Here is a 26,970-nt window from a genome sequence, read left to right on the forward strand (position 1 = left end):
ACTCTAAATTTTAATAATTAAATTTTCACCCCAATAAACCGCACCTAAAATAGTGGATTTTTCAGCGCCGGTGACGCTGGGTAAATTGCCGGGTTTTTTTTCTAAGGTTTGTTTAGCAAGCCAAGCGAAACAAACGGCTTCAAGCCAATCGGGATGAACACCGATTTCTTCTGTCGTGCTAACACGCAGTGGTTTGCATAATACTTTTAAACGATTAACCAAATGATGATTGCGGGCCCCGCCGCCGCATAACCACAGACTTCCCGAATCCATAGAGAAATTTCGACAGTTATTGGCAACGCTTCTTGCCGTTAATTCAACGAGCGTTGCCTGAATATCGACGGGGTCGAATTTTTCGCCATTCAAATTTTTTTTAAGCCAATTAAGGTTAAAATATTCGCGACCGGTGCTTTTGGGGGCGGGGTTTGAAAATAAGGGTCTGCTAACAATTGTGCTACTAATTTTTCTTGCACACATCCACTCGCAGCCCACTGCCCTTGATCATCGTAATCTTTATTTAAATTGATTAAGCACCAGGCGTCCAACAAAGTGTTTCCTGGCCCCGTGTCAAAACCAATGGTAGATTTTTCAGGGTCGCGTGGAAGAAAGGTGAGATTGGCAATACCGCCAATATTCAAAATCAACCGGTTTTCGCTTTGATCGCGTAAGAGAAATTCATGAAAAGCAGGCGCTAACGGCGCTCCTTGCCCCCTTAAAGCCATATCACGACGTCGAAAATCGGCTACTGTCGTAATGCCAGTGAGGGCGGCAATGGTGTTAGGGTCGCCGATTTGGAGAGTAAAAGGATGTTTCCCTTTGGGTATGTGTCGAATTGTCTGCCCGTGACTGCCAATGGCCTGAATGGAATCCGGGAAGACCTTCGCTTTTTTTAACAGCTTTAAGACAGCTTTGCCAAAAAGCCGTCCCAAGGCAACGTCGGTTTCTCCCATGTTGAGAATGGAATTATCGGTGCCGATGGATAAAGCAACAAGATTTTTTTTCAATTCCGTCGGGATAGGTTCCTCATGCGTTGCAATGATTTTCAGTGGATCGAATTGAACGAGAGCGGTATCAAGCGCATCTATGCTCGTGCCGGAAATAAGACCGATATAGCGTTCTTTTGGCACGCGGTTAACTCGGATGTTTCATTTTCATGTTATTCACCGCTAATTCATTGTATTGATGGAGATGCAATTGAGCTAACAACTGTCTAACTTCTTTGTGAAAACGGTTTTTATAATTGCGCGGAATGGATTGGTCGGTAGGCAGTTTCATAGCTAACCAATCTTTGACTTTACCATTGATGAAAAATCCAAAATGAAGGTGAGGACCGGTTGCCCAGCCGGATTCACCCACGTATCCGATGATTTGCCCTTTGTGCACCCACTGGTGGTGTTTAATTTTCGCAAAACGTGACAGATGCCCATACAGCGCCAAATAATCATGTCCATAACTAATTTTAACGGTCCTTCCATAGCCGCCATTTCGTCCAATAAAAATGACACGCCCTTCGCCGATGGACTTGACTGGCACTCCGAAACGTGCGGCAAAATCGACCCCCAAGTGAGGGCGTATTTTATGTAAGATAGGGTCTAAACGATGGTAGGTAAAACGACTGCTGATGCGAGTGTAATGTAATGGCGCATGTAAGAAGCGCGCTTCAATTCCACGACCGTCCGGCGTGTAATAAGCCGTATGTGCGATCGGATAAGTGTAGCGAACAGCTCGATAGGTTTTACCACGATGGCGGAATTCTGCGGCAATGATATCGCCATCGCGATACTTTTTCCCGTTGACGTATTCAACTTGATACAAAAATTCAAAACGATCGTCGCAGTGAATATCGCGCGAAAAATTAATTTGCCCTCCAAAAATCGATTGAAGTTCTTTTTGCATCCGATAGGTCAGACCGGCTTTTTTGGCATCTTGATTTAGAGAATGATGTATGGTTACGGATTTGTAACCCAGTGCGGTGGTAATTGGTTTTTGGTTTATTTGGCTGATGAAGCGATTGTTCTCGCATTTAATGCTCAAGGTGTTGGTGAATGAGAAGGGATATTTGAGCGCAACCAATTGGTGGGGCGGTTTGATTTGAAAATAGAGCGTTTGATTAGGATGAAGAGCAGTCAACGATTTACATTGTTTAGCTAGTTGAACTAAATCTTTTTGGTTAATCTTTAAGCGATTAAAAATAGCCGCTAAAGTATCCCCCTTTTTAATAATTATTTTTTTCCAATCCGAATTAGAGTTGTTTATATTTTTTTCAATACTGATTGAGTGAGGTTCATTGAGCGTTAGTTGTTTCGTTTTCGCGGAGGCATAAGCGTAAAGTAAACTGGCGAGGGCGATGAAAAGTAGCGGAATGACAGTAAAAATTACGATTGTTGATTTCCAAGCTTTCATGAGGTTCCCTTTATTTTACCAGAAGTTGTAGTTCCAATTCTGAATTATACCACGTAACATAAAAGCACGGAATAAAATACTCCAAATTATGATTAGGAATTTAATCTGATGATTTCGTCACAAGAAGCTTTCGAAGAAATTAAACGAGGGGCTGTTGAAATTATTCATGAGAATGAATTGCTCTCCCAATTGGCGGAAGAAAAGCCGCTTCGAATTAAATTGGGGTTTGACCCCACCGCTCCCGATATTCATTTGGGCCATACAGTGGTACTGAATAAATTGCGTCAATTTCAAACTTTGGAGCACGAGGTGATTTTTTTAATCGGCGATTTCACTGCGATGATCGGTGACCCGACAGGAAAAAATATCACGCGCCAACCGCTCACGCATGATATTGTGATGGAGAATACCAAAACTTACGAAACGCAAGCCTTTCGGATTTTAGATCCTGATAAAACGCAAGTTATATCTAATTCTACCTGGATAAATAAATTAAAAGCCGATGATTTAGTGCGGTTAGCTGCCACTTATACGGTGGCGCGCATGTTGGAACGCGATGATTTTAATAAACGTTACCTGTTACAGCAACCGATTGCCATTCATGAATTTTTGTATCCCTTATTACAAGGCTACGATTCGGTGGCTTTGCGGGCAGATGTTGAATTAGGCGGCACGGATCAAAAATTTAATTTATTAGTCGGGCGTGAATTGCAAAAACACTTTGGCCAAAGACCGCAATGCGTATTAACCGTGCCTTTATTGGAAGGGCTAGATGGGATTCAAAAAATGTCGAAATCATTAAATAATTATATCGGCATCACCGAACCACCCGAGGAAATGTATGGAAAAGTGATGTCAATATCGGATGAATTGATGTGGCGTTATTATGAATTATTAAGTTTTCGACCGATGCGAGAAATTAACCGATGGCGCGAAGAAGTCTTGGAAGGAAGAAATCCGCGTGATATAAAAATCCTATTAGCCGAGGAATTAGTGACGCGTTTTCACAGTAAAGAAGCTGCAACAAAAGCGCATCAACATTTTATTGACCGGTTTAAACATCATGAATTACCGACTAATCTTGATGAAATTGAATTAACGGCTGAAAATACTCATTTGAAGATAGGTTACATTTTGCAACGCGCCGGATTGGTGAATACCACTTCGGAGGGCTTACGAATGATTACACAGGGAGCTGTGCGTATTGATGGTGAACGTGTTGAAGATGTTAAATTAGCTATCCCTCTAGGTGAAAGCCATCTTTTTCAAGTTGGAAAGCGGCGGTTTGCGAAAGTAAAGGTAATTTAACACAACCCGAACCCGCTGCCCGGGTGGTTAACTTCATTAGAAAGAAGGTGCTTTCAGTGGCTAGCGGTCCATTGAGTTGTGGTAGAATTTCTCCCATAAGGTTGCATGAGGAGTCATCGCCAAAAGGTATGTTGTCATTAATACCAAGCTTATGAAAAGCAGATCCATTTTTTTGATTGTATACTTCATCTCTTTGCCTCCGTCATCGAATCTGTAAAGCCATGAAGCAATTATCTAACATTTACTCAAACTAATCTGCTGGCGATCACCTATTTCTAATGTGAGCAATATCTGATTAAAAAATTCTAATTGATTGATTTTTATATTAAAAATATGGGTAGTATGTTATAATATTGAATTTGAGAACTGTTTCCCAAGGAAATTATTGTCATCCAGCGCACACTAGGGTATTATTTCCAACCCAGCTATGCAGTTCTTGCTCCACACTGGGGTTAAGGGAAAGCACGCGATAATTGTTGACATTGCTTGCGGGACGCGTAAAATGACTGTGCATTTCCTAATGGAAATGCGGGATTGCTCTTTAAAAATTTAGCAGCAAACGGAAGCAGTTTGTGTGGGTACTATGCAAGTAGTTGAATCACTAAGATTTATGACACACAGCCTGCTAACTGCAGTGTTTTGTGTCGAGCCTTTTCTTATACCCTTTTTTAAGGGTATGAAACCCAATATTTAATTGAAGAGTTTGATTCTGGCTCAGATTGAACGCTAGCGGCATGCTTAACACATGCAAGTCGAACGGCAGCGCGGGGAGCTTGCTCTCCCTGGCGGCGAGTGGCGGACGGGTGAGTAATGCGTAGGAATCTACCTTGTAGTGGGGGATAACCTGGGGAAACTCGGGCTAATACCGCATGACAGAAGACAGAAGACAGAAGACAGAAGACAGGTGATTGTGTGACTGCGTCACAGATTTTGAAAATTTGTCGCGAAGTGACACAATGATCTATCTTCAGTCCTCTGCCTTCTGTCTTCTGAAAGCGGGGGATCTTCGGACCTCGCGCTATAAGATGAGCCTACGTCGGATTAGCTTGTTGGTGGGGTAATGGCCTACCAAGGCGACGATCCGTAGCTGGTCTGAGAGGATGGTCAGCCACACTGGGACTGAGACACGGCCCAGACTCCTACGGGAGGCAGCAGTGGGGAATATTGGACAATGGGGGAAACCCTGATCCAGCAATGCCGCGTGTGTGAAGAAGGCCTTCGGGTTGTAAAGCACTTTCGGTGGGGAAGAAATTCTCAAGGGTAATATCCTTGGGCGCTGACGTTACCCATAGAAGAAGCACTGGCTAACTCTGTGCCAGCAGCCGCGGTAATACAGAGAGTGCAAGCGTTAATCGGAATCACTGGGCGTAAAGCGCGCGTAGGTGGATATTTAAGTCGGATGTGAAAGCCCTGGGCTTAACCTAGGAATTGCACCCGATACTGGGTATCTTGAGTATGGTAGAGGGAAGTGGAATTTCCGGTGTAGCGGTGAAATGCGTAGATATCGGAAAGAACACCAGTGGCGAAGGCGACTTCCTGGACCAATACTGACACTGAGGCGCGAAAGCGTGGGGAGCAAACAGGATTAGAGACCCTGGTAGTCCACGCCGTCAACGATGAGAACTAGCTGTTGGGAAGTTTACTTCTTAGTAGCGAAGTTAACGCGTTAAGTTCTCCGCCTGGGGAGTATGGCCGCAAGGTTAAAACTCAAAGAAATTGACGGGGGCCCGCACAAGCGGTGGAGCATGTGGTTTAATTCGATGCAACGCGAAAAACCTTACCTACCCTTGACATCCTCGGAACTTGTCAGAGATGATTTGGTGCCTTCGGGAACCGAGAGACAGGTGCTGCATGGCTGTCGTCAGCTCGTGTCGTGAGATGTTGGGTTAAGTCCCGTAACGAGCGCAACCCTCGTCCTTAGTTGCCAGTGAGTCATGTCGGGAACTCTAAGGAGACCGCCGGCGATAAACCGGAGGAAGGTGGGGATGATGTCAAGTCATCATGGCCCTTACGGGTAGGGCTACACACGTGCTACAATGGGCAGTACAAAGGGTTGCCAAGCCGCGAGGTGGAGCTAATCCCAGAAAACTGCTCGTAGTCCGGATTGGAGTCTGCAACTCGACTCCATGAAGTTGGAATCGCTAGTAATCGCGAATCAGCATGTCGCGGTGAATACGTTCTCGGGCCTTGTACACACCGCCCGTCACACCATGGGAGTGAATTGTACCAGAAGCGGGTAGGCTAACCTTCGGGAGGCCGCTCACCACGGTATGAGCCATGACTGGGGTGAAGTCGTAACAAGGTAGCCGTAGGGGAACCTGCGGCTGGATCACCTCCTTACTTTTAGTGATCGAAACTTGTACCGGTATCCACACAAACTGCTTTCAACGCTAGAAGACAGAGGACAGAATCACGGTTAAAAGGGGTCTGTAGCTCAGTTGGTTAGAGCGCACCCCTGATAAGGGTGAGGCCGGAAGTTCAAATCTTCCCAGACCCACCACTTAACAATTAATCTGTCCTCTATCTTCTGCCCTCTGTCCTCTGCTAGGGGGGCCATAGCTCAGTTGGGAGAGCATCTGCCTTGCAAGCAGAGGGTCGGCGGTTCGACTCCGCCTGGCTCCACCAAACTTTAACCTTTAACATTAATCGCTTCCAAAATTTATTTCTGGCATCAACAAACCTGTGTTGATTCCTTGACACAGGTTTGTTGATGCGTGAAACTTACACGCTGCTCTTTAACAATTTGGTGAAAAGTAAAGGCGCCATTTAGGTATTCTATGTCGTTATTGACATGGTAACCCTGGAATCATTTAGGGTTGCATGGTCAAGTGAATAAGCGCATATGGTGGATGCCTTGGCAGTAAGAGGCGACGAAGGACGTAGTAGCCTGCGATAAGCTTCGGGGAGCTGGCAAACAAGCAATGATCCGGAGATTTCCGAATGGGGAAACCCAACCTTTCGGGGTTATCGTGCACTGAATCCATAGGTGTACGAAGCGAACCTGGGGAACTGAAACATCTAAGTATCCAGAGGAAAAGAAATCAATTGAGATTCCGTTAGTAGCGGCGAGCGAAAGCGGAACAGCCCAGTTACTAAATCATTATTTGTTCTAGCAGAATGTCCTGGAAAGTTCAGTCATAGCGGGTGATAGCCCCGTACGCGAAAGAGTAAATAATGTGAGTAACGATGAGTAGGTCGGGACACGTGGTATCTTGACTGAACATGGGGGGACCATCCTCCAAGGCTAAATACTCCTTACTGACCGATAGCGAACCAGTACCGTGAGGGAAAGGTGAAAAGAACCCCGGCGAGGGGAGTGAAATAGAACCTGAAACCGTATGCGTACAAGCAGTAGGAGCATTTCTTTGGAAGTGTGACTGCGTACCTTTTGTATAATGGGTCAGCGACTTACTTGTTGTAGCGAGCTTAACCGTCTAGGGGAGGCGCAGGGAAACCGAGTCAGAAATGGGCGTTTAGTTGCAACGAGTAGACCCGAAACCGAGCGATCTATCTATGGCCAGGGTGAAAGTCAGGTAACACTGACTGGAGGCCCGAACCCACTAATGTTGAAAAATTAGGGGATGAGCTGTGGATAGGAGTGAAAGGCTAATCAAGCTCGGAGATAGCTGGTTCTCCTCGAAAGCTATTTAGGTAGCGCCTCGTGTATGACTCTTGGGGGTAGAGCACTGTTTCGGCTAGGGGGCCATCCCGGCCTACCAAACCGAGGCAAACTCCGAATACCAAGAAGTTTTAGCACGGGAGACACACTGCGGGTGATAAGGTCCGTGGTGGAAAGGGAAACAGCCCAGATCGCCAGCTAAGGTCCCAAAATCACAGTTAAGTGGAAAACGATGTGGGAAGGCTCAGACAGCCAGGAGGTTGGCTTAGAAGCAGCCATCCTTTAAAGAAAGCGTAATAGCTCACTGGTCGAGTCGTCCTGCGCGGAAGATTTAACGGGGCTCAAACTGTGTACCGAAGCTGCGACATCAGAAGACAGAAAATAGATGACAGAGAACGGAAACGTGAAAAAAGAAATAGCTAGCTTTGAAGACTTAGTAATTTTTCAGAAAGCGCATAACCTTTCTTTGAAAATTCATAGATTAAGTTTAAATATACCTAAAGAAGAGCAATATGGGTTAGCAGATCAAATTCGTCGAGCAAGCAAATCGATTTGCACAAATATCGCAGAATGATTTGGAAAAGAAAGTGTCTCAAAAGCTGAATTTAAGCGATTTATTTTAATTGCAATGGGTTCAGCCGATGAAATGCTAGTCTAGTTGAGATATTGTTTTGATTTAGGGTATCTAACACAGCAAAATTGGATAGACCTTCGCAATGGTTATCAAGATATTGCGAACATATTAATAAGGATTACACAAAAGTTGGAGTTAATTTTCATCTTTCTGTCCTCAGTCTTCTGTCTTCTGTCTTCTGATGGGTAGAGGAGCGTTCTGTAAGCCTGTGAAGGTGAATCGAGAGGTTTGCTGGAGGTATCAGAAGTGCGAATGCTGACATAAGTAACGATAATGTGGGTGAAAAACCCATACGCCGAAAGTCTAAGGTTTCCTGCGCAACGTTAATCGGCGCAGGGTGAGTCGGCCCCTAAGGCGAGGCAGAAATGCGTAGTCGATGGGAAACGGGTTAATATTCCCGTACTTTACAATACTGCGATGGGAGGACGGAGAAGGCTAGGTCAGCCACCCGATGGTTGTGGTGGTTTAAGTGTGTAGGAAGAGTTCTTTGGCAAATCCGGGAACTCAATTCCAAGACATGATGATGAAGTACGAACTTGTTCGTACAAAGTGATTGATGCCACGCTTCCAGGAAAAGTCCCTAAGCTTCAGGGATTGTAAGACCGTACTATAAACCGACACAGGTGGACGGGTAGAGAATACCAAGGCGCTTGAGAGAACTTGGGTGAAGGAACTAGGCAAAATGGCACCGTAACTTCGGGAGAAGGTGCGCCCTTGGTAAGTGAAGGTCCTTGCGGCTGGAGCTGAAAAGGGTTGCAGATACCAGGTGGCTGCGACTGTTTACTAAAAACACAGCACTCTGCAAACTCGTAAGAGGACGTATAGGGTGTGACGCCTGCCCGGTGCCGGAAGGTTAAGTGATGGGGTTAGCCCTCGGGCGAAGCTCTTGATCGAAGCCCCGGTAAACGGCGGCCGTAACTATAAATTAACCGTTGTAGTTACGTAAATAAACTTGGCTATATGCTGGAAACTCCGAGTATCCTCCAGTACTCATCTCAACTAAAACTGAGGTAGTAAAAATCTGCGAGGTGCGGACAATCAGCAGGAAAGATTCTTAGTAATTTTGGGAGTATCATCATGAAACTTGATGTAAAGAAAATTCCTCCTAAAATAGGTCATTATTTTGCTAGCTTTGCTGATGGGAAAGGAAGTTTTAATATTTCCTTTCGAAGATGCAATGATTATAAAAAATGCCGTGGAAAGTTTCGGTGTGTTTTAATATTTCACAACGAGATGAAGTAATTTTATCTTTTATTGAAAAGACATTTAAACTGCGGGACTGTGCGGCAGCGAAATGATGGTGTTTTGTATTATGGAGTAAACAATTTTATTGCAATTCAAGGAAACATAATCCCCTTTTTTGACTTTTATGGATTTCTTTCCGCAAGAAGGAAGCATGGTTTTTTTTAAATTTAAAAAAATTGTGTTACTTGTGGTGGAGAAAAAACATTTAACTAAATTGGGAATTAAGAAAATTCTTGAAATACACAATGAAATAAATGATGATAGGAAAAGAAAATATTCCGACGAAGAAATACTTTCATTAATCCCAAACTAAGAAAATCCTCAGAGACTACACGCCGAGCACAAATGCAAAAAGTCCAATACATGCGTGATGATATAGTCCGATCTCTATAGCGATATAGAGGGCTTCAATAAAATTTAGATTAAAAGGAGCCTATTAATCATAGCTTTTTGATTAATATAACATTAGAACGGTCCTAAGGTTTCGTTCGTAACTCGTTGCCTTAGTAAAATCTGGCTATATGCTGGAAAATCCGGTGTATCCTCCGGTACTCATCGGTAAATATTAATTTACTGAAAGTGAAAATCTGTGAGGTGCGGAAAATCAGCAGGAAAGATTAATTTTTTTGATTAGAATCCTCAGAGACTAATACGCCAGACATCTGATAAATTTCGGATGAAGATAGAGTCCCATCTGCATGGCGACATGCAGGAAAGGTAAGTTTCGCCTAACTTGCTTTTTGGTTTAATTATTATGATTAAGCTTAAGATTATAAGCGAAATTCCTTGTCGGGTAAGTTCCGACCTGCACGAATGGCGTAACGATAGCCACGCTGTCTCCACCCAAGACTCAGTGAAATTGAAATCGCTGTGAAGATGCAGCGTACCCGCGGCTAGACGGATAGACCCCGTGAACCTTTACTACAGCTTTATACTGAACGTTGAATATGCCTGTGTAGGATAGGTGGGAGGCTTTGAAGCTGGAGCGCTAGCTCCAGTGGAGCCAACCTTGAAATACCACCCTGGCGTGTTTGAGGTTCTAACCCTGTCCTGTAATCCGGGTCGGGAACAGTGTATGGTGGGTAGTTTGACTGGGGCGGTCTCCTCCAAAAGAGTAACGGAGGAGTACAAAGGTACCCTCAGCACGGTCGGAAATCGTGCATTGTGTGCAAAGGCATAAGGGTGCTTGACTGCGAGACTGACAAGTCGGGCAGGTACGAAAGTAGGTCTTAGTGATCCGGTGGTCCTTTATGGAAGGGCCATCGCTCAACGGATAAAAGGTACTCCGGGGATAACAGGCTGATACCACCCAAGAGTTCATATCGACGGTGGTGTTTGGCACCTTAACTTACATCGGGGTGCTACAGAAGTAATTCTGTACCAAAAATTCGGCTTATAACGGTGAACCCGTCAGTAATAAATTGCTATCATCTCATATCTCAATTAATTACCCGGCAACACCGTGGGAAGTCTAGCGTCTAGACAACATGCCGTTTTGGTAGGAAGCTTGCTAGGTGATGCCACACTTCGAACAAGATTTAAGGTTTAACGCCTTATTTGAAGTGAATCATTCCTATCAAAGTAAGATTTACATTGATTGGAAATATAAAAATTTTCAGTCGTATCTCTTAACTCCACCAAAAACCAGACAAGGCAATGGTAGGCAAGTTGAGTATCGATTTACCACACCGAAGTCTTCCTGTTTTTACAAACTATTATGAATGGTTTTACAAAAACAGAAAAGAGAATACCATCTGATTTAATTTTAAATCCAATGATATTAGCACTGTGGTTTGTGGACGATGCCTCATGAAGTAGAAATACACTTTATTTAAATACTCAGCAGTTCAGTAAATCTGAACAGCAGACATTGAGTGAAAAATTAAGTGAGCAATTTGAAATTAAAAGGAGTCTAAATTGCGACAAAGAATGCTATCGTCTTTAGATTAGCGCGAAAAGTGTTCCTCGTATGATTCAGCTTGTCGAAGAACATATTTTGCCGCGCTTTCGATATAATAAATTAGCGTTATGACCCTGTAACGACTGACCCAAAAGGGGAGACTATTCGCGCATTTATTCGAATGGTAATACGCCGACTCCTGTTTGTCTTAATTAGACTATGACTCAGAAGAGTCTAAGGTCAATGACAGGATGAAGATATAGTCTGTGCTATACGAAAGTATGGAATTATGCGATGTCGGCTCATCACATCCTGGGGCTGTAGCCGGTCCCAAGGGTATGGCTGTTCGCCATTTAAAGTGGTACGTGAGCTGGGTTTAGAACGTCGTGAGACAGTTCGGTCCCTATCTGCCGTGGGCGTTGGAGATTTGAGAGGAGCTGCTCCTAGTACGAGAGGACCGGAGTGGACGTACCTCTGGTGTTCCGGTTGTCACGCCAGTGGCATTGCCGGGTAGCTAAGTACGGACGGGATAACCGCTGAAAGCATCTAAGCGGGAAGCCCCCCTCAAGATGAGATCTCCCGGACCTTTAAGGTCCCTAAAGATTCGTTGAAGACGACAACGTTGATAGGCAGGGTGTGGAAGCTCAGTAATGAGTGAAGCTAACCTGTACTAATTAATCGTGCGGCTTGACTATGTAACCCTAAATGGTTTCTATTGTCTTTACTAATTTTCACCAGTTTCCTGGCGGCCATAGCGAGCGGGCTCCACCTGATTCCTTTCCGAACTCAGAAGTGAAAACGCTTAGCGCCGATGATAGTGTGGATCTCCCATGCGAAAGTAGGTCACCGCCAGGTTTTATATTAAAAACCGCTGTTGCTGTAAAAAGTGACATGGGTTTTTTGTTTAGCTTAAGAGTATTTTAAGGTTGTCTGGTTATAATCCCTAGTGTAAAAATACGAATAGGGAATTTTGTATGAGAATTGATGAAATAAATGAAACGGTTAGGTAGGCTTGCCACAGAAACGGAAAAACATAGATGCACGATAGCTATCGCTCTTCTTGGGAAAGAAGAACAACTAAAGAATAAAAGAACGAAAGTATAGTTAGCAAAAAATGCTTTGAACGAAATAAATAGCAAATTAGCAGAGCTATCCTCAAAAATTGAGCTGGAATTAAACCCTCTCTATGACTTAGCAGACTAATTTTCTGGAGGTGTAGGTACATTTGAGGCGCCCTTTTATTGTTACACGCAAATTTAATATACCCCTCAAAGGTCATAAATTTTAATATTCGACCTATGAGAATCCAGTGAAGCTTTACCAACAGGCGTGCAACTTATCAATTTATCTTTTATTCGTAAACAGACAAAAGCATTGATAGTTCCACTTTCCTTTGCTAAATATAAAAAAAGATGATCGTTTTCATAGATAAGTCGCTTAAAATACTCTTCCATGTGATTCCGGTTATATTTTGAATGTCTACCTAAATATAAAATTTTATATATATAGGGATCTAACGCGTTGGATTTGTTTTTAGTTAAATTTGTTAAGGAAACACTTCTGTAACCTGAGGTGTTTAATAATTTACTATCGCTTTTAGAGTGTGTTTTAACACTATAACGTCGTTTAGAATTATTTTTAATAATATTTTTTGGATCTAATAAATAGGCTAGCATCGTTGGCACGAACTGATAATTATTTAGCTCTAATTGTGAATAGAGCAGCTTATCAATATTAACAAAGTTCGGATATTTTAATATCAAAGTTTTCGTTATGCTAGTGGATTATTGAGCTGAACGACTTGATTAAACTTGCAAAATTTTGAAATTAGACCAAAAAAAGTTTATTATAATTTGAAAGAAGAAAGGAAGCGCTCCGCTTAAATTTTTAAATTCTGATTTCACATAGCTTACAAAAGCAGTATAATGCAAACAGATTAAAGCATTGTCATAATCAGTTTCATTTGGAGATAACCTTCAAATACCTTTCAATAGTCATCAGTTTTAGTGCTTGTTTTAATAGAAACTAAGGAATTTTTTGAACGAACGAAAGATACTGAAAATAAGCAGCACTGTTCCTTAGTGTATTCTATAGTCAGCGCGTTTTGTTGTCTGCATAAGTTAAGGTTTTTCGATAAATTACTATCATAACCGCCGGGCGGCGTTAGCTAAATTGTTCATAATTCTCAAACAAATAAAAGCATCTATTTTTTTTTTTAGTTTTTTTCTATCAAGCCTAAAAAATATGGTTTTTCAATTTCATATGCTATTCAAAATAATTAACGGTATAATCCGGATTAAATCTTGCATGCTTATCCAGATAAATTAATTGCTAAAGTTCATGAACGCGTCTAATTTGTGCTTGTGTCGGATTTTCCAACGAGATAGCTTCGTAGGCGAAAGTATTAAGTGTTTTCAAGTTGCACCTATGATCACACTTGAGGTGAAATTTAGTTTTGACGGACTTTCTAAAATCAAAAAAAAGCAAGCTACTGAGATTAGAAGGGATTTATAATTATTAAAGAGTAAATTTTTATATAAAAAATTACTAGTAAAATCAAAAACTCTCAGTATGCAAACGGGATAGGTTGAATATTCCGACGCTAAAATTTTTTTGATTTTCGGTAAATATTTTGACAACCATCCGATTGCCTATCATTTATAGATAAAAAATTTTTGGATTACTATGGAAAAGGCGACCCATCCAATCACTGTTTTAACCCCCAAAGACGCGGATCGATTTCTGGAAGAGTGCTGTGAAAAAACGGGCAGTATTGAAGCGATTTTGTTAAAAAGTGTCCTTTTCCTCTTCGTCACTAATTTGAAAGTCGGCTGGGTTATCCTCAGTAATGGGAGTGTATCGGTATTGGTAACTCTCAATAAAGGAAAATGCGAAAATATCCACATTTGCTCGCCTTACAATGCGTATATTACTTATTACTTATGCAAAAGCTTATGCCGATCATTTATTGTTTCCAAATTAAAAAAGCGTTACCGAAAATGTACTATTATGGTGCCTCGCTTAAGTCAAATAATGGACTCGACTTTATTTACCGCTTTAAAAAGTGGTGGCTTTGTATTAATTCCTACTAAAATGGTGCATATATACGACCCTGAAGACAACTGCCTAAGCAAAAGAAATGTAAAAGCCGACCTTATCAAATTGTTTACCATGATGAACTTTGTAGTGAAGACATAAAGGGCATCCGTGAATTATACGAAATGCTATTTATTAAAAAACATTCCCGTTATGCGCCCGATTTAACAATCCATTGTTTCCAAAAATTCTATCAGAATCATTAACATTCCGTGATATTCACCGCCACGGCCAAACCACCTTTCGAGGTTTCTTTATAAATAGTACTCATATTACGGCCGATTTCACGCATAGTGCCGATCACCATATCTAATGAAATTTTATGCTCTCCATCCTCGGCCAGCGCCAAATGTGCTGCATTGACAGCTTTTACCGAACCCATCGCATTGCGTTCGATACAAGGAATTTGCACAAGCCCTGCAACAGGATCGCAGGTGAGTCCCAAATTATGCTCCATTCCTATTTCTGCTGCATTCTCCACTTGAAAAATAGTTCCGCCTAAAGCAGCCGCTAAACCGGCAGCGGCCATAGAACAAGCTACGCCCACTTCGCCTTGGCATCCCATTTCCGCTCCAGAAATAGAGGCGCTTTTTTTGTAAAGCATGCCAATAGCGCCGGCCGTTAATAAAAAGTCCATGATGCCTTTTTCGCTCGCGTTTTTACAAAAATATTTATAATAATTCAAAACGGCTGGAATAATGCCAGCGGCTCCGTTAGTTGGCGCAGTCACAACACGACCACCGGCCGCATTTTCTTCATTAACAGCCATTGCATACACGTTCAACCAATTCATTGTTTGTGGATGCTTGGCGTCCGGTGGACCAATGGCGAGTAGTTTTCGGTGCAGTGAGGGGGCGCGACGGCGCACATTGAGCGGCCCTGCGAGGAAACCGTCCGCTTGACAACCTTTGTTTATACAATTTTCCATCACTGTTGCAATATGCATTAATCTCTTGAAAATGGTTTTTTCATCGCAGAGCGTTTTTTCATTCGCTAGTATAACTGCTGCAATGGAAAGCGATTGATGTTGGCAATGCGCCATCAGTTCTGCGGCGGAATTAAATGGGTAGGGAGCATCATTTTCGGTTTTTACTAATTCATTTCGCCATTCATCATTAACGATAAAGCCGCCACCAACGGAAAAATAAAGGGATTTTTGGATAAGGGCGGCATTTTTACTATAAGCTCTGAACTCTACGGCATTGGGATGGAAATCAAAAGTTTCCTGATAATTGAAAATAATGTCATCCGCAATGGAAAAATTAAGGGGATATTGATTTAATAAAGAGACTTGACCTCCAGTCTCAACGTTCCTGACCCGATCCTCGATGGAGTCCGGATTAACCGTTTCGGGACTTTCCCCTATTAACCCTATAACAACCGCCTTATCCGTTCCATGTCCTTTTCCGGTAAAAGCCAATGAACCATACAAAGTAATCGTCAATCGGTTGATATCCGATATCCGGTCCACTAATCCCCGAACAAATTCATTCGCTGCCCGCATGGGACCGACTGTGTGTGAACTCGAAGGACCGATCCCGATGGAGAATAAGTCAAAAACGCTAATCATATGAATTTAAACCTAGGCAGTGAAGGTGATATTATACCTATCTTAACATTTTTACCGAGCCGAAGTCCAAGTGATGAGAACAAGGTACGTGTAAAAAACTGCTATTTTAGAACCCTGATCCCCACAACAAAATTGACGGGCATTTCTTGACAGAGATGGTCAAATTCTATATGAACACCTAATGAACCACGAAAATCAGGAATCTTCTGGGCGCCTTTTGTTCAATCGTCGTGTCATGACGGTGCTGTTCCTCAGTTTTTCTTCCACGTTGCCGCTTGTGTTGCTAACAGGAACTTTACAAGCGTGGTACACCGCGGCGGGCGTTAGCCTTATGGTGATTGGGAGCTTGAGTCTTTTACAGTACGCTTATTTGGTTAAATTTGTGTGGGCGCCTTTTATGGATCGGTATGCACCGCTGGAATTGGGGCGGCGACGAAGTTGGATTTTGTTAACGCAAATCAGTCTTGCCGGAGCTCTGGCTATTATGGCTTTTATGAACCCGGCGCATCATCCGTGGGAATTATTTTGGTTGTCTGCCGTGGTCGCGTTTATTTCCGCTTCGCAGGATGTCGTTATCGATGCCTATCGAGTAGATGTTTTGCGCCAAAAAGAACGTGGCTTTGGGGTGTCGGTGACGACAGTCGGCGGTCGAGTGGCGATGTTGGTGGGGGGCGGATTATCGTTAATTTTGGCGGCAGATTATGGTTGGCGGGCCACTTACTTAACAATGGCTTTATTAATGCTGATCCAAATTATTCCGACTTTGACCGCACCTAATCCTGAAAAACCGGTTTATCCACCATTAACGTTGTACGCTGTTGTGGCGCCTTTTCGGGAATTGTTGACCCGTAAACATATCGTTATGATTTTGCTGCTGGTTTTAATTTATAAATTTGGTGACGCACTTGCTTTATCCTTAAACACAACTTTTTTAATGCGCGGCGTTGGTTTTAGACTTTTAGAATTGGGTTATAGTTATAAATTAGTCAGCGTAATCGCTTCGTTATTAGGTGGATTTGCCGGTGGATTTTTTATGCCACGGTTAGGGCTGTATCGATCGCTAATGGTTTTTGGGTTTTTACAAACTGTGACTAACCTTTCTTTCATGGTGTTGGCGTTGGTAGGGAAAAATTTTCCCGTCATGATAGTGTTGATTTTTTCCGATTATTTTTGTGGGGGCTTATCAACAGTAGCTTTCGTTGCCTTTTTAATAGCGCTTTGTAAGCGGGAATACTCTGCAACGCAATACGCAATTTTATCGGCATTAATGGCTGTAAGTCGCGTGGTGATTGGTCCCGTCGCTGCTTATCTAGTCAAGTATATGGGGTGGGCTCCTTTTTATTTAATCACTTTTTTTGCTGGTTTTCCCGCCTTGTTGATTTTACGCTGGCTACGGGATCGGCTTGATTTTAGCGCGGATACGCTGCATTTAAAGGAAAACCCGTCCTAAAAACCTTCTCCTCGCAGGGTAACCATATAATTGACAAGTAATTGCTCATCGCGACAAACCGGTTATTAGTTGGACAACCCGGATGTTTCTCTATCACCTAAAAATAGGTAACTCTATGAAAAAATTAAAATTTCTAACTGTTGTTACAGGCGCTTTCTTGTTTTCTAGCATTGCGCTCCTAGCGCCTCAAATAGGACTTCGTGACCTTCAGTCGGGCACGGCAGATCTTCGTGATTTTGATACTAAGGCGTTACAGGTTTTCGATGCTAAAGCAACCTTACGTGATTTTGACGTTAAGGCATTACAGGATTTTGATGGCGCGCTTTAAAAAGAACCGCCATACATAAAAATCTTCTAAAAAAACAACTCCTCACGAAGGCGTTTTTTTATGATTCGTTTCCAAATTAATTCCTTTCAATCGAATATAAAACGTCTACGCCGCTACTAAGGGAGCTAGTTTCGGTTTGAATAAACCAATTTTTGCTAATTAAATAACGGATTTGGATGACATTGATGGAGGTAGTAATTCCCCGGCTGTAGCGGATATAAATTCGTGGGGAAAGATAGCCGCCCGACGACAAAAGCGCTTTGAGTAGGGCCGCCCAGTGCAGCGATAGTCGTTTGAGATTCAATGCCAAGTTCAGTTAATCCTAAGCCTTGGGTAATCTGATCGACCACACCGCCTGCTGAGGTTTTCCCACCGCCAATGTTTAACGTATCAACCGCGTTCACTAAGAGATTCACATTGGTGGGTGTGTTTGCATTTGCGGAATGGCCAAAAATTAAAAAAGATAAAATGTCGGCTTGAGTGAGGTTTGGATCAGAAGAATATAACGTTACTTTGGGATGGTGAAGAGTACCTTCTACATCGAGACCTACCATAATCGTAGGGCCGCCGAGTTGATGAACAATTGGTGACGTTTTAATTGTGCGGGTGGCGGTGCGGGTGGCGCGAACGCTCAACATAGGGTTGTTAGTAATGGGGCTTTGAATAAACGTTACCGCTGAATGAGGGCCAATATCCAGGGTCTGTCCATGAGTCGTGAAAGTCTCCCATCGATAATGGTAATCCGGCCATTGGCTGTCATGACCTGGTTGGGCGGTTTTAATAAAGTGAGTTCACCGGCTAACCGACCCTTTGCGCCGAGAGAATCCAATAGAATTTGGTCGCCCAAAAAAATGATTTTGATATTAATATTGGTTTGCCATGGTGTTTGTTTTTCATCAGTGCCGATAAAAAAACATCTCCCGTTAACGCAGCAACCCGGCTAAAGGTAGTGGGTTTGAGGATGGCGCGAGGGATGGTGAGAGTTCCCATAATATCAATATTACAATATCAATATTACGATCCACAATGTCGATTTTTAATTCCCCGGATCCGTAAATGATGTATTGATGCGTATTTACAATTAAAAGATTTTCGCCATGCGCGGTAAGAGTGGTGGAGGGTTTCGGCGTGTCTAATCGAGTTTGACCCGTGATTTGGATCGGCTGATTTTGGGAATAACCTTCCGTCCAGTAATTTATGGTGGAACCTGTTGAATCTATGGAACCGCGAACCTGAGTAATGGAAACCTGAAGCTGTGGAAAATCGATGCTGCCTTCTTCTAATTGTAATCTGCCATTGACTGAGGGGCGTTCGATTCTGCCGCTAATAGCGAAATTGGCGACTAACCGCCCATGCAGTTGAATGGTATCCGGCAAGAATAATTTAACGATGGCAGCGTCATCGGAATTAACGGTTAAAGTGCCATTAACGGTAGACAAAGGAATCCTGTTCCAGCGCCCTTGTAAACATAAATGATTCGGTCCCGAGCACAAGCAAAACGGTGAAATAGTGGTGTGATCGGCGGTAACGGTGAGCGTTGAAGAACGATCGATATCCCACTTGCCGAGTTTTTGCGATTGGATAGTAAAATGCCTAAATACACTCCGTCAAACTTTATTTTGTAAATTGCTGTTTAATAATAAATTAACTGTGGTTCTACCCACTTCAGCATTATCAATAAATATATCGGCTTTTATATGATGAGCATGGGGCTGACCACTGGCGTCAATTTTTAACGCGGATAATCGATGAAGAGGCGTATGAACGTGTTGAGCGTTAATTGTAATTGTGGAAGATTGATTAGAGCTAGTATCAATATTCCAATGCCCTTCAAGTGCACTAATTCGGTAAGCGGGGAATATAATGTTGTGCCCCGTGGCTTCACCATTAATAATAGAAAAGCGAGGAGACTCGAAAAATCAGCCACATTAATGGTCCATGCTAAGTTCCATTGTTGGTAATGTTCACCCGCAATATGCATATAGGCCTTTTGTGTTTGTAGCATGCCGGTTAAGGTAAAATCAGGTGACTCGCCGGTTTTATGTTCGCCTTTGGTTTTGAGTTGAATTGTCAATTGTTGTGGCCAATTGCGATTAAATTTTCGCAAGTTTAAATCAACTATATCCAGATTAATATCCCACTTAAAAATAGGATAAAAATACACTTTAACAAAAGCATTAAGATAGCCATTAAGTGTGTGGGCTTCATGCGTTTGTAATTCAATCCATTGATGGGCTCCTTTTCCTGTCATCCGCCAATTGATATCTTTACTTTTTGCTTGTAGGGAAAGCTGATAATTATTGCGCGTACCTTTTGAGTGTAAATAGACATTTAACGGATAAGGCTGGGTAGTTTGCGCCTGAATATCGCCACTTAACATATGATTAAATTCAATCTGATTCAGTAAAATAGTTTTAAAATGAACGGGATCGTAGAGTGGTATTTGATACTTAAATTTTTTAAAAGACCTCGATGCATATTGATATCAAAGGGAAGACGGATTTCGTTTCTTCGGTGTGAAGAGGAAGCAGGATTTTTATATTGTCGGCATGCAATTGGGTAATGTGCAGCACACCTCTTAATAAATAAAAAAGCTGCCATTTCACTTGTAATTTAGCCACAGTAATTTCCAATCCTCTGTGACGATAGCTAAAGTTAGAAATCGCGATAGGGGCTGTGGGAATTCCGGAAGCGCTGGAATAATTGAGTTCGCCAGGAACAACTTTTTTTGCAATTCGCAAACCGATGTTTAATCCCACGGGCGTCATCATTAAAATTGTCAAAAAACCAACGAGAATGACAAGTGAAATCAGTATTCCAGTGACCCACTTAATCATAAAACTGACCCCATCGAAAATTGAATAACCCACGGCTTTTTAGGTTCGCTAATGGCATTGGCAATGGTCAGTTCAAACATCCCAACCGGCGTTAACAAAACAATTCCAGGACCGACAGCAACTTTTAATTTTTCATTAAAGAGTCGCTCACTCACATTTCCGAGATCAATGAAACCAGCGAGATAAATATTTCTTATAATTTTTTCCTGTATTTCAAAACTTCCGACGAAAAGGCTGCGCCCGGGTCCAATGGAATTGAAGCTAAAACCACGTGTGCTTCGAGCACCGCCGGCAAAAAATTGCAGGGATAAAGGTAAATTAAGGATATTTTTAATGGCAGTATAGCCCCCAGATACTCGAATGATAAAGCGGGTTCGCTCCCACGCGGTAAACAAAAACCGCGTATCTAAACGTGTTTGAAGAAAACTGGTTTTTGAAAGAACACTTTCACTCGCGCCGCTAATGGTGGCTACTATACTATAACCCCGGGAGTGGTTTAGCGTGTTGTCAGCGTGCCGGTGCTCCCACGAAATTGAAGGATACAACACCCTGGCGTTCGTCCTCGATAAATTGCGCAAATTATAACGTTCTCTTAGTGCCGTTAGTGAAATAATCTGTTGCCAATTTCCCACATTAGTTTGATAGCTCACCCTAAGTCGACCACTACGGCCTTTCCCCGTATCTTGATCTTGATCTAAAAAGCCTGCGGAAAATGTGTATAGATTGGTTGCAGAGGATTATTCCCCGGAATAATATAATTCGCGACCAGCGCGCTGTTAGAGGGTGAGGCGCGTAAATAAGTGTTAAAACGATAGCCGTAGGGATTAATCCAACGAAAATTAGTACTGACTAAAGCGCGCGGGCCTGTGTCCGTTCCAAACCCCAATCCAAAATTGTATTGCTTTTTTGGCTGCATGTCTAAATGGATTTTAACAGGAACGTATAAAGCTTGGGCCTTTTGCAGTTCCGGTGTCACGACGACCGTCGAAAAATAATCGCTGTTAGCGAGCCTTTCCCGTGTACGTCCCACTTTATCTTGACTGAAGTAATACCCTTTTCGATATTGTAAAAAACGATGGAGAAAACTTTCATGGAAGGGCGTGGCTGAGAAATCGGTCGTGCCAAAAAAGAAGCGGGGACCCGTATCAAAAACAATAATGACGGTGGAGCGATAATTTTAAATCAACAAGAATTTGGTTTCTTATCATTCGGGCTTTAAAAAAGCCGCGTCCTGCGGCGACATTAAATAAATCATTTTTAGCGGATTCGTATTTTTCTGAATCAAAAAAATCACCCGCTTTTACGGGGAAGTTTTCGTAAAGGTTCAGAAAAGCCCGGTCGTAAGCGCCAGGACCAGTGATTTGGAATTTAACCTGCGTAAACTGCATGCGTGGCCCGGGATTCACGGTAAAATGGCCAAACCAAAATGAGGATAAGGGTGGCGAATATAATCGTGAATATGAGGTTTAAAATAACCATACGGCTTTATGGCTTCTTCAATCTTTTTGGGAATTTCTTCATAGAATTTTCTAATGGTGGCCGGGACAAAGTCGTGCTTAATAGTTTCATGCTTTTCGGAAAGTCGTTTGAAGGAATTTTTTAAAGGTGTGGGGGGAAAACCAGCAATTTGTACTTCAAGCGTATTGGTGGCGGCAGGCAACTGTTGTGTCCAGGCCAGGCCTGAAAAAAAACACCAGAACAAAATAAAAATGCTACAAAGATGTTCCTTCATCTAGTGAATTATACCGCCAGCCCTTTGCTAGGGGTACCCAAGATTGTTCTTTCTTTCTCAAGACCCGTATTTCGCCTCGCTGCATACGGTCACGGTTCTTCATTGACCCAAAAAGTAGAGGCGAGAATAATAGAGCCTTATGACTGTCAAACCTGAATTAAACGAAATAACATCTTATCTGAAATTTAATCGGCAGGAATGGGGTAATTTTCGTAAAGACACGCCATTGACGCTCACGGAGTCCGACCTTGATAAACTCCAGGGTCAGATTGAAATCGTTTCGCTCAAAGAGGTCACCGAAATTTATTTGCCGTTATCCCGGCTTTTGAGTTTTTATGTAACGGCCAGACAAGCTTTACATCAAGCGACATATCAATTTTTAGGAAAACCAGAAGAACCCAAGGTGCCTTACATTATAGGCATTGCCGGCAGTGTGGCCGTGGGGAAAAGCACGACCTCACGGGTGTTGAAGGCATTATTGTCCCGCTGGCCCGATCATCCCAATGTGGAAGTGATCACGACGGATGGATTTTTATATTCCAATGCGAAGCTTGAGAAACAAGGGCTTATGAAACGTAAAGGGTTTCCTGAAAGCTACGATATGCCCAGTTTGTTGCGTGTGCTTAATGCTATTAAATCGGGACAGCGCAATGTACGCATCCCGGTTTATTCTCATCATTATTACGATATTGTTCGTGGTCAATACGAAATCGTTGATCAACCGGATATTCTAATCTTAGAAGGACTGAATATTTTGCAAACCAGTGTTAAAAAAACACTTCAGCAACTCGAGGTATTTGTTTCCGATTTTTTTGATTTTTCGTTATTCGTTGACGCGCAAGCGCAAGTGATCCAAAGATGGTATATCAACCGCGTTTTAAGTTTTTGGCGGACCACGTTTAAAGACCCGCATTCCTATTTCCATTATTTGACACAAATGTCTGAAACCGAGGTTGCCGCATTTGCGAAACAAGTATGGAATGAAATTAATAAAGTGAATTTAATCGAGAATATTTTACCCTATAAAAATCGAGCTCAATTAATTTTTGGAAAGGCGGCTGATCACTCGATTCAAAAGGTTTACTTGCGAAAAATTTAAATGGCTCATCATGCGCTTATTAAAAATCGGGAAACGGTCGCTATCATTTCGGATGATGGCTCTACACAAGCCACTTTTGTACCAACGTTCGGAGGAGCAGCATCCTCGATTATCCGTTTTGTTTTCCGTTTTGTGCACGGCTTTCGCGGCAAGGAAGCTACGAGGCTTATTTGTATGATGGTAAAATTTATAAATTGAAAATACATGGTTTGCTTGGTATGAAGCTTGGGAGGTGGAAGGTGAAGGCATGGATTTTGTGACGCTCGTGTTACGCGATAATCAACGCACGCGCGAATGTTATCCTTTTTCTTTTGAAGTGAAGTTGCTTTATCGGATAACGACGGGTAAGTTGACTTGCCAGCAGGTGTACCGCAATTTAGGTGATCGCCCATGGCTTATTACGTGGGTGTTCATCCTTATTTTTTGACCCCAGCGTCGATAGCCGGGAAAGAAAAAGTGATATTAAATTATCATCCCACGCACTGTTTTGTTTATATTATAATAAGGATCTTACGGAGATTGTCGGTGGAACAGCGCTTTTGCCGTTGCCTATTTCTATTGCTGATCCAAGGATCAATGAACAACTGACGACGATAGATGAAAATAAGGAAATAACACCGCATTACCTGAGGGTGATGCTATTCACCTGACAGCCGAGGGTGTGGACAATCCGGAACTTTTTTCTTATGTCCAGCTTTATACGATGCGGGATAAGCCATTCATCTGCGTGGAATCTTGGATGGCGTTTCCCAATGCCATGAATAGCGTCTTCGCCGCACGATTTTTGCCTCCCGGCGCCAGTGAGGAAGGGCGATTAACGCTTTGGATGGATTAGGGGTTAGGACGAACTCCACATCATTAGCTACAAATGATAAAAACTTAAGGCCGTCATCCCCGCCGCCTACGCGGCATATGGCGAAACCTAAAATTGAAACGGTTGTGATTTATGGGGTAATAATATGAATGAATTCCCGTATTTCGCTTCGCTCCATACGGGCCAGGCTACGCGTTATTGCTGGGTTTCGTGGTTGACTTTCACGCCGCAAAATCGCTGCAACGCTTGAAGGACTTCTTGGTGTTCATGACGTTTCGCAATCATCAAGGGTGTGTCATCGTACTCTGTCGTGGCATTCAGATCAGCCCCTGTCATGATTAGCAAAGGAACAACATCGGGGGAATTATAAAGTGCAGCGAAATGCAACGGCCGGATTTGGGCTTCATCCTCGAAATAATTGGGATCGGCGCCATTCTCTAACAGCCGTTTTACCGTATGAAAGTGATTGCCGATAACGGCATCAAGCAGTTCTTTGTTAATTTTGCTGTTCACCCCGTCCTCAGCTCCCATTCTCGATTTCCAGGTAATAATAGCATATTTTGGGAGAGATTGGAGACTCGAGATTAGCATTGCTTTAAGAATAAAGTGATATCTTGTTAGTTATAAATTTAGCTATCAGTGAGGTATGAAGATGATGGGATTTTTTAAAGATAATATTAAAAAGTTTCGGTTGGTAACAGGTATTGGTCGTGATGATATTGGTGAAATTTTTGCAGGTCTCCAGGTTGGGGACGAGGAAGAAAAAACTAATGCATCGCTTCAAGTAACTCTTTTCGAAAAACCGGACTTGTCGAGCCGACTCTCGATGTGGGAAACGAGCAGCGGCGCCACAAGCAAAGCGCTAGTAAAGCGTGCTAAAGGGGTGGCAGCGAAATTAAAGGGGCTTTCTTACAACAGTGTATATTATACGGTAGGATTCTATGAATATGACTAGGGGTGTGATCGGAATTTCGTTCAATCAGAAGAGATATGGAAAATGGCGTCCCCCGATGACGATTGTTTGAAGGAGAAATTTAACGATTTTGAAAATGAGATTAATTTCCTTAATTAGAGGGTAGGGACAGATCCAATAGTCTTTGTTGAGAAAATAGTCCCAAAAGAGGCTGCAATCGTAAAGCGTTAGAAAAATATGAAGAGCTGGCGGCGGAATATGCAACGAAACACATTAAGGGAGTCAATGAAGTATGCTTCGAACTAGCAACGTTACTGACGACCCTCGTTGAAGATTTTAAAAGACTTCAGCGTTTGCTTCAGGAGCATCAAAGAACCATTGTTGTCCCCTGTTCGAAAATGTCACAAGAGAGGAAGGTATCCTTAATATAATCACAGGATATTTAAGTTTTTAAATGCGAATAACTTTCTAACGCGCCATTTCACCGAAATGGCGCGTTAGTTGAGCAGGGGATCGTTGTTTTCTGCTTAAGAGTTCCGGTATGCTATCGCCAATGAAACACATACGCACTCGTTTTGCCCCCAGCCCGACCGGTTATCTTCACATCGGCGGCCTTCGTACCGCCTTGTTTAGCTGGTTATTTGCTAGGCAGAATAACGGGGTGTTTATTTTGCGGATTGAAGATACCGATGTGGCGCGTTCGACTCAAGCGTCGGTTGACGCTATTTTAGAAGGCTTACGCTGGCTACAAATTGACTGGAACGAAAGTCCTTATTATCAGTCTCAGCGGATGGATCGTTATCGGGAGGTGATCGAGCAGTTGCTCAAGAGCGACAGTGCTTATCGTTGTTATTGCTCTAAAGAACGCTTGACTGAGTTGCGTAATACGCAGTTGAAAAATAAAAAAAAGCCCCGCTACGACGGTTTTTGTCGCGATAAAGCACCCCGACAGTCAAATAAGCCTTTTGTGATTCGTTTTCGCAATCCAGTAGAAGGTGCGGTGGTTTTTGATGATCTGATCCGCGGAACAATTTCTATTGATAACCGTGAGTTGGATGATTTAATTATCGCCCGTAGCGATGGGGGGCCAACCTATAATTTAACGGTAGTTGTTGACGATTGGGACATGAAAATTACTCATGTTATTCGGGGCGATGACCATATTAACAATACGCCGCGCCAGATTAATATCTTACGCGCATTAGGTGCAGAGTTGCCGCACTATGGTCATGTTCCCATGATTTTAGGCCCTGACGGTAAACGCTTGTCAAAGCGCCACGGCGCCATCAGTGTTTTGCAATATCGTGATGATGGTTATCTCCCTGAAGCCTTGATGAATTATTTAATTCGATTGGGCTGGGCGCATGGTGATCAAGAAATATTTTCGCGCGAGGAAATGGTTCAACTTTTTGATATCAGCGCTGTTAGCCGATCCCCAGCTGCATTTAACCCTGAAAAACTGCTCTGGCTGAATCAGCATTATTTGAAAACAGTAAGTCCGACCATAATCGCCGAGGTATTTGCCACCCGGTTAGAAAAGGCTGGAGTGGACTTGCGCAACGGCCCTTCGCTTGAACAAGTCATCGCTTTGCAAGCTGAACGCACTAAAACACTCCAGGAAATGATGCAGCGGAGCCTTTATTTTTATCAAGATGTCACGAGTTATGATGAGAAAGTGGCTTGTAAGCATTTGCTCCCAGTGATTGCAGAACCCTTACAGCAACTTCACGACCGGCTCGCCAGCTTGCCAAGCTGGAAAAAAGAAGCTATCCATGAAGCGGTCGTGGAAACCGCACAGACGCATCAGTTGAAGTTAGGAGAATTGGCTCAGCCGATTCGAGTCGCGTTGACAGGCAATACGGTTTCGCCCCCCATCGATGCGACCTTGTATTTAATCGGTCGGGATTCTGCTCTTAAACGCTTGAATCACGCCATTTGTTTTATTCACCAAGGCATGGACTAGACAAGAAGCAAAGTCCATCATGGGCTATAGTTAAGAGAATCCAGAACCAAGGAGAGGGA

The 26,970-nt window shown here is 42.9% G+C and carries 8 protein-coding genes, 2 tRNA genes, 3 rRNA genes and 9 pseudogenes; 14 read left to right on the top strand and 8 right to left on the bottom strand.

The window, feature by feature from the left end; all coding sequences use genetic code 11:
• Nucleotides 1-10 precede the first annotated feature (10 nt).
• Nucleotides 11-1,127: pseudogene (locus OWO34_RS00765) on the bottom strand (anhydro-N-acetylmuramic acid kinase).
• Nucleotides 1,128-1,131: 4 nt separating this feature from the next.
• Nucleotides 1,132-2,488: pseudogene (locus OWO34_RS00770) on the bottom strand (peptidoglycan DD-metalloendopeptidase family protein).
• A 23-nt stretch (nucleotides 2,489-2,511) separates the two neighbouring features.
• Between OWO34_RS00770 and tyrS the strand changes: the two are divergent.
• Nucleotides 2,512-3,711: a tyrosine--tRNA ligase gene (tyrS, locus tag OWO34_RS00775; protein ID WP_267256206.1), complete on the top strand. Its 1,200-nt coding sequence runs from the start codon at nucleotides 2,512-2,514 to the stop codon at nucleotides 3,709-3,711.
• A 43-nt stretch (nucleotides 3,712-3,754) separates the two neighbouring features.
• Here the strand turns inward: tyrS and OWO34_RS00780 are convergent.
• Nucleotides 3,755-3,941, bottom strand: a pseudogene (locus OWO34_RS00780) (hypothetical protein); the annotation flags it as partial.
• A gap of 461 nt (nucleotides 3,942-4,402) precedes the next feature.
• On the opposite strand from OWO34_RS00780, the gene OWO34_RS00785 reads away from it, so the two are divergent.
• The 5 genes from OWO34_RS00785 (at nucleotide 4,403) to rrf (ending at nucleotide 11,964) form a co-directional block, all read left to right on the top strand.
• A 16S ribosomal RNA gene (locus OWO34_RS00785) occupies nucleotides 4,403-6,051 on the top strand.
• Between the two features lie 83 nt (nucleotides 6,052-6,134).
• Nucleotides 6,135-6,211, top strand: a tRNA-Ile gene (locus tag OWO34_RS00790).
• A gap of 49 nt (nucleotides 6,212-6,260) precedes the next feature.
• A tRNA-Ala gene (locus OWO34_RS00795) sits at nucleotides 6,261-6,336 on the top strand.
• Between the two features lie 197 nt (nucleotides 6,337-6,533).
• Nucleotides 6,534-11,804: ribosomal RNA gene (locus OWO34_RS00800) — 23S ribosomal RNA — on the top strand.
• Between the two features lie 46 nt (nucleotides 11,805-11,850).
• Nucleotides 11,851-11,964, top strand: a 5S ribosomal RNA gene (gene rrf, locus OWO34_RS00805).
• Together the 16S, 23S and 5S rRNA genes with 2 tRNA genes alongside form the textbook arrangement of a ribosomal RNA operon.
• Nucleotides 11,965-12,355: 391 nt before the next feature.
• Here rrf and OWO34_RS00810 read toward each other — a convergent pair.
• Nucleotides 12,356-13,073, bottom strand: a pseudogene (locus OWO34_RS00810) (hypothetical protein); the annotation flags it as partial.
• 721 nt (nucleotides 13,074-13,794) lie between these two features.
• On the opposite strand from OWO34_RS00810, the pseudogene OWO34_RS09655 reads away from it, so the two are divergent.
• Together OWO34_RS09655 and OWO34_RS09660 are read left to right on the top strand one after the other, a co-directional pair.
• Nucleotides 13,795-14,046 (top strand): annotated as a pseudogene (locus tag OWO34_RS09655) (hypothetical protein); the annotation flags it as partial.
• A 30-nt stretch (nucleotides 14,047-14,076) separates the two neighbouring features.
• Nucleotides 14,077-14,405, top strand: a pseudogene (locus OWO34_RS09660) (hypothetical protein); the annotation flags it as partial.
• 2 nt (nucleotides 14,406-14,407) lie between these two features.
• Here the strand turns inward: OWO34_RS09660 and OWO34_RS00820 are convergent.
• Entirely contained in the window at nucleotides 14,408-15,775 is a 1,368-nt protein-coding gene (locus OWO34_RS00820) for an L-serine ammonia-lyase (protein WP_267256207.1), read from the bottom strand.
• A gap of 181 nt (nucleotides 15,776-15,956) precedes the next feature.
• Between OWO34_RS00820 and OWO34_RS00825 the strand changes: the two genes are divergently transcribed.
• Together OWO34_RS00825 and OWO34_RS00830 are read left to right on the top strand one after the other, a co-directional pair.
• Nucleotides 15,957-17,225, top strand: a complete 1,269-nt coding sequence (locus tag OWO34_RS00825) for an AmpG family muropeptide MFS transporter (RefSeq protein WP_267256208.1) — start codon at nucleotides 15,957-15,959, stop codon at nucleotides 17,223-17,225.
• Nucleotides 17,226-17,340: 115 nt separating this feature from the next.
• Nucleotides 17,341-17,553, top strand: a complete 213-nt coding sequence (locus OWO34_RS00830; RefSeq protein ID WP_267256209.1) for a hypothetical protein — start codon at nucleotides 17,341-17,343, stop codon at nucleotides 17,551-17,553.
• Between the two features lie 76 nt (nucleotides 17,554-17,629).
• On the opposite strand, the pseudogene OWO34_RS00835 reads toward OWO34_RS00830, so the two are convergent.
• Both OWO34_RS00835 and OWO34_RS00840 read right to left on the bottom strand, forming a co-directional pair.
• A pseudogene (locus tag OWO34_RS00835) lies at nucleotides 17,630-20,390 on the bottom strand (translocation/assembly module TamB domain-containing protein).
• Nucleotides 20,387-22,122, bottom strand: a pseudogene (locus OWO34_RS00840) (autotransporter assembly complex protein TamA). Before OWO34_RS00840 ends, OWO34_RS00835 begins: the two co-directional pseudogenes overlap by 4 nt.
• A 139-nt stretch (nucleotides 22,123-22,261) precedes the next feature.
• On the opposite strand from OWO34_RS00840, the gene coaA reads away from it, so the two are divergent.
• Complete coding sequence (gene coaA, locus OWO34_RS00845) at nucleotides 22,262-23,221, top strand: type I pantothenate kinase (protein ID WP_267256210.1); 960 nt, start codon at nucleotides 22,262-22,264, stop codon at nucleotides 23,219-23,221.
• A pseudogene (locus tag OWO34_RS00850) lies at nucleotides 23,222-24,025 on the top strand (aldose epimerase family protein). It begins immediately after the preceding gene.
• Between the two features lie 205 nt (nucleotides 24,026-24,230).
• On the opposite strand, the gene OWO34_RS00855 reads toward OWO34_RS00850, so the two are convergent.
• The gene (locus tag OWO34_RS00855) at nucleotides 24,231-24,626 is read right to left on the bottom strand and encodes an ankyrin repeat domain-containing protein (RefSeq protein WP_267256211.1); all 396 of its coding nucleotides are present in this window, start codon (nucleotides 24,624-24,626) and stop codon (nucleotides 24,231-24,233) included.
• Nucleotides 24,627-24,687: 61 nt separating this feature from the next.
• Between OWO34_RS00855 and OWO34_RS00860 the strand changes: the two genes are divergently transcribed.
• Together OWO34_RS00860 and gltX are read left to right on the top strand one after the other, a co-directional pair.
• Nucleotides 24,688-24,990 carry a hypothetical protein gene (locus OWO34_RS00860; protein WP_267256212.1) on the top strand — a complete coding sequence of 101 codons (303 nt, stop codon included), beginning with the start codon at nucleotides 24,688-24,690 and terminating at the stop codon, nucleotides 24,988-24,990.
• A 511-nt stretch (nucleotides 24,991-25,501) separates the two neighbouring features.
• Nucleotides 25,502-26,911, top strand: a complete 1,410-nt coding sequence (gene gltX / locus OWO34_RS00865; RefSeq protein WP_267256213.1) for a glutamate--tRNA ligase — start codon at nucleotides 25,502-25,504, stop codon at nucleotides 26,909-26,911.
• Nucleotides 26,912-26,970: the final 59 nt, after the last annotated feature.

Origin of the sequence: Coxiella endosymbiont of Ornithodoros maritimus, from assembly GCF_907164965.1 — a bacterium.
Classification (GTDB): domain Bacteria; phylum Pseudomonadota; class Gammaproteobacteria; order Coxiellales; family Coxiellaceae; genus Coxiella.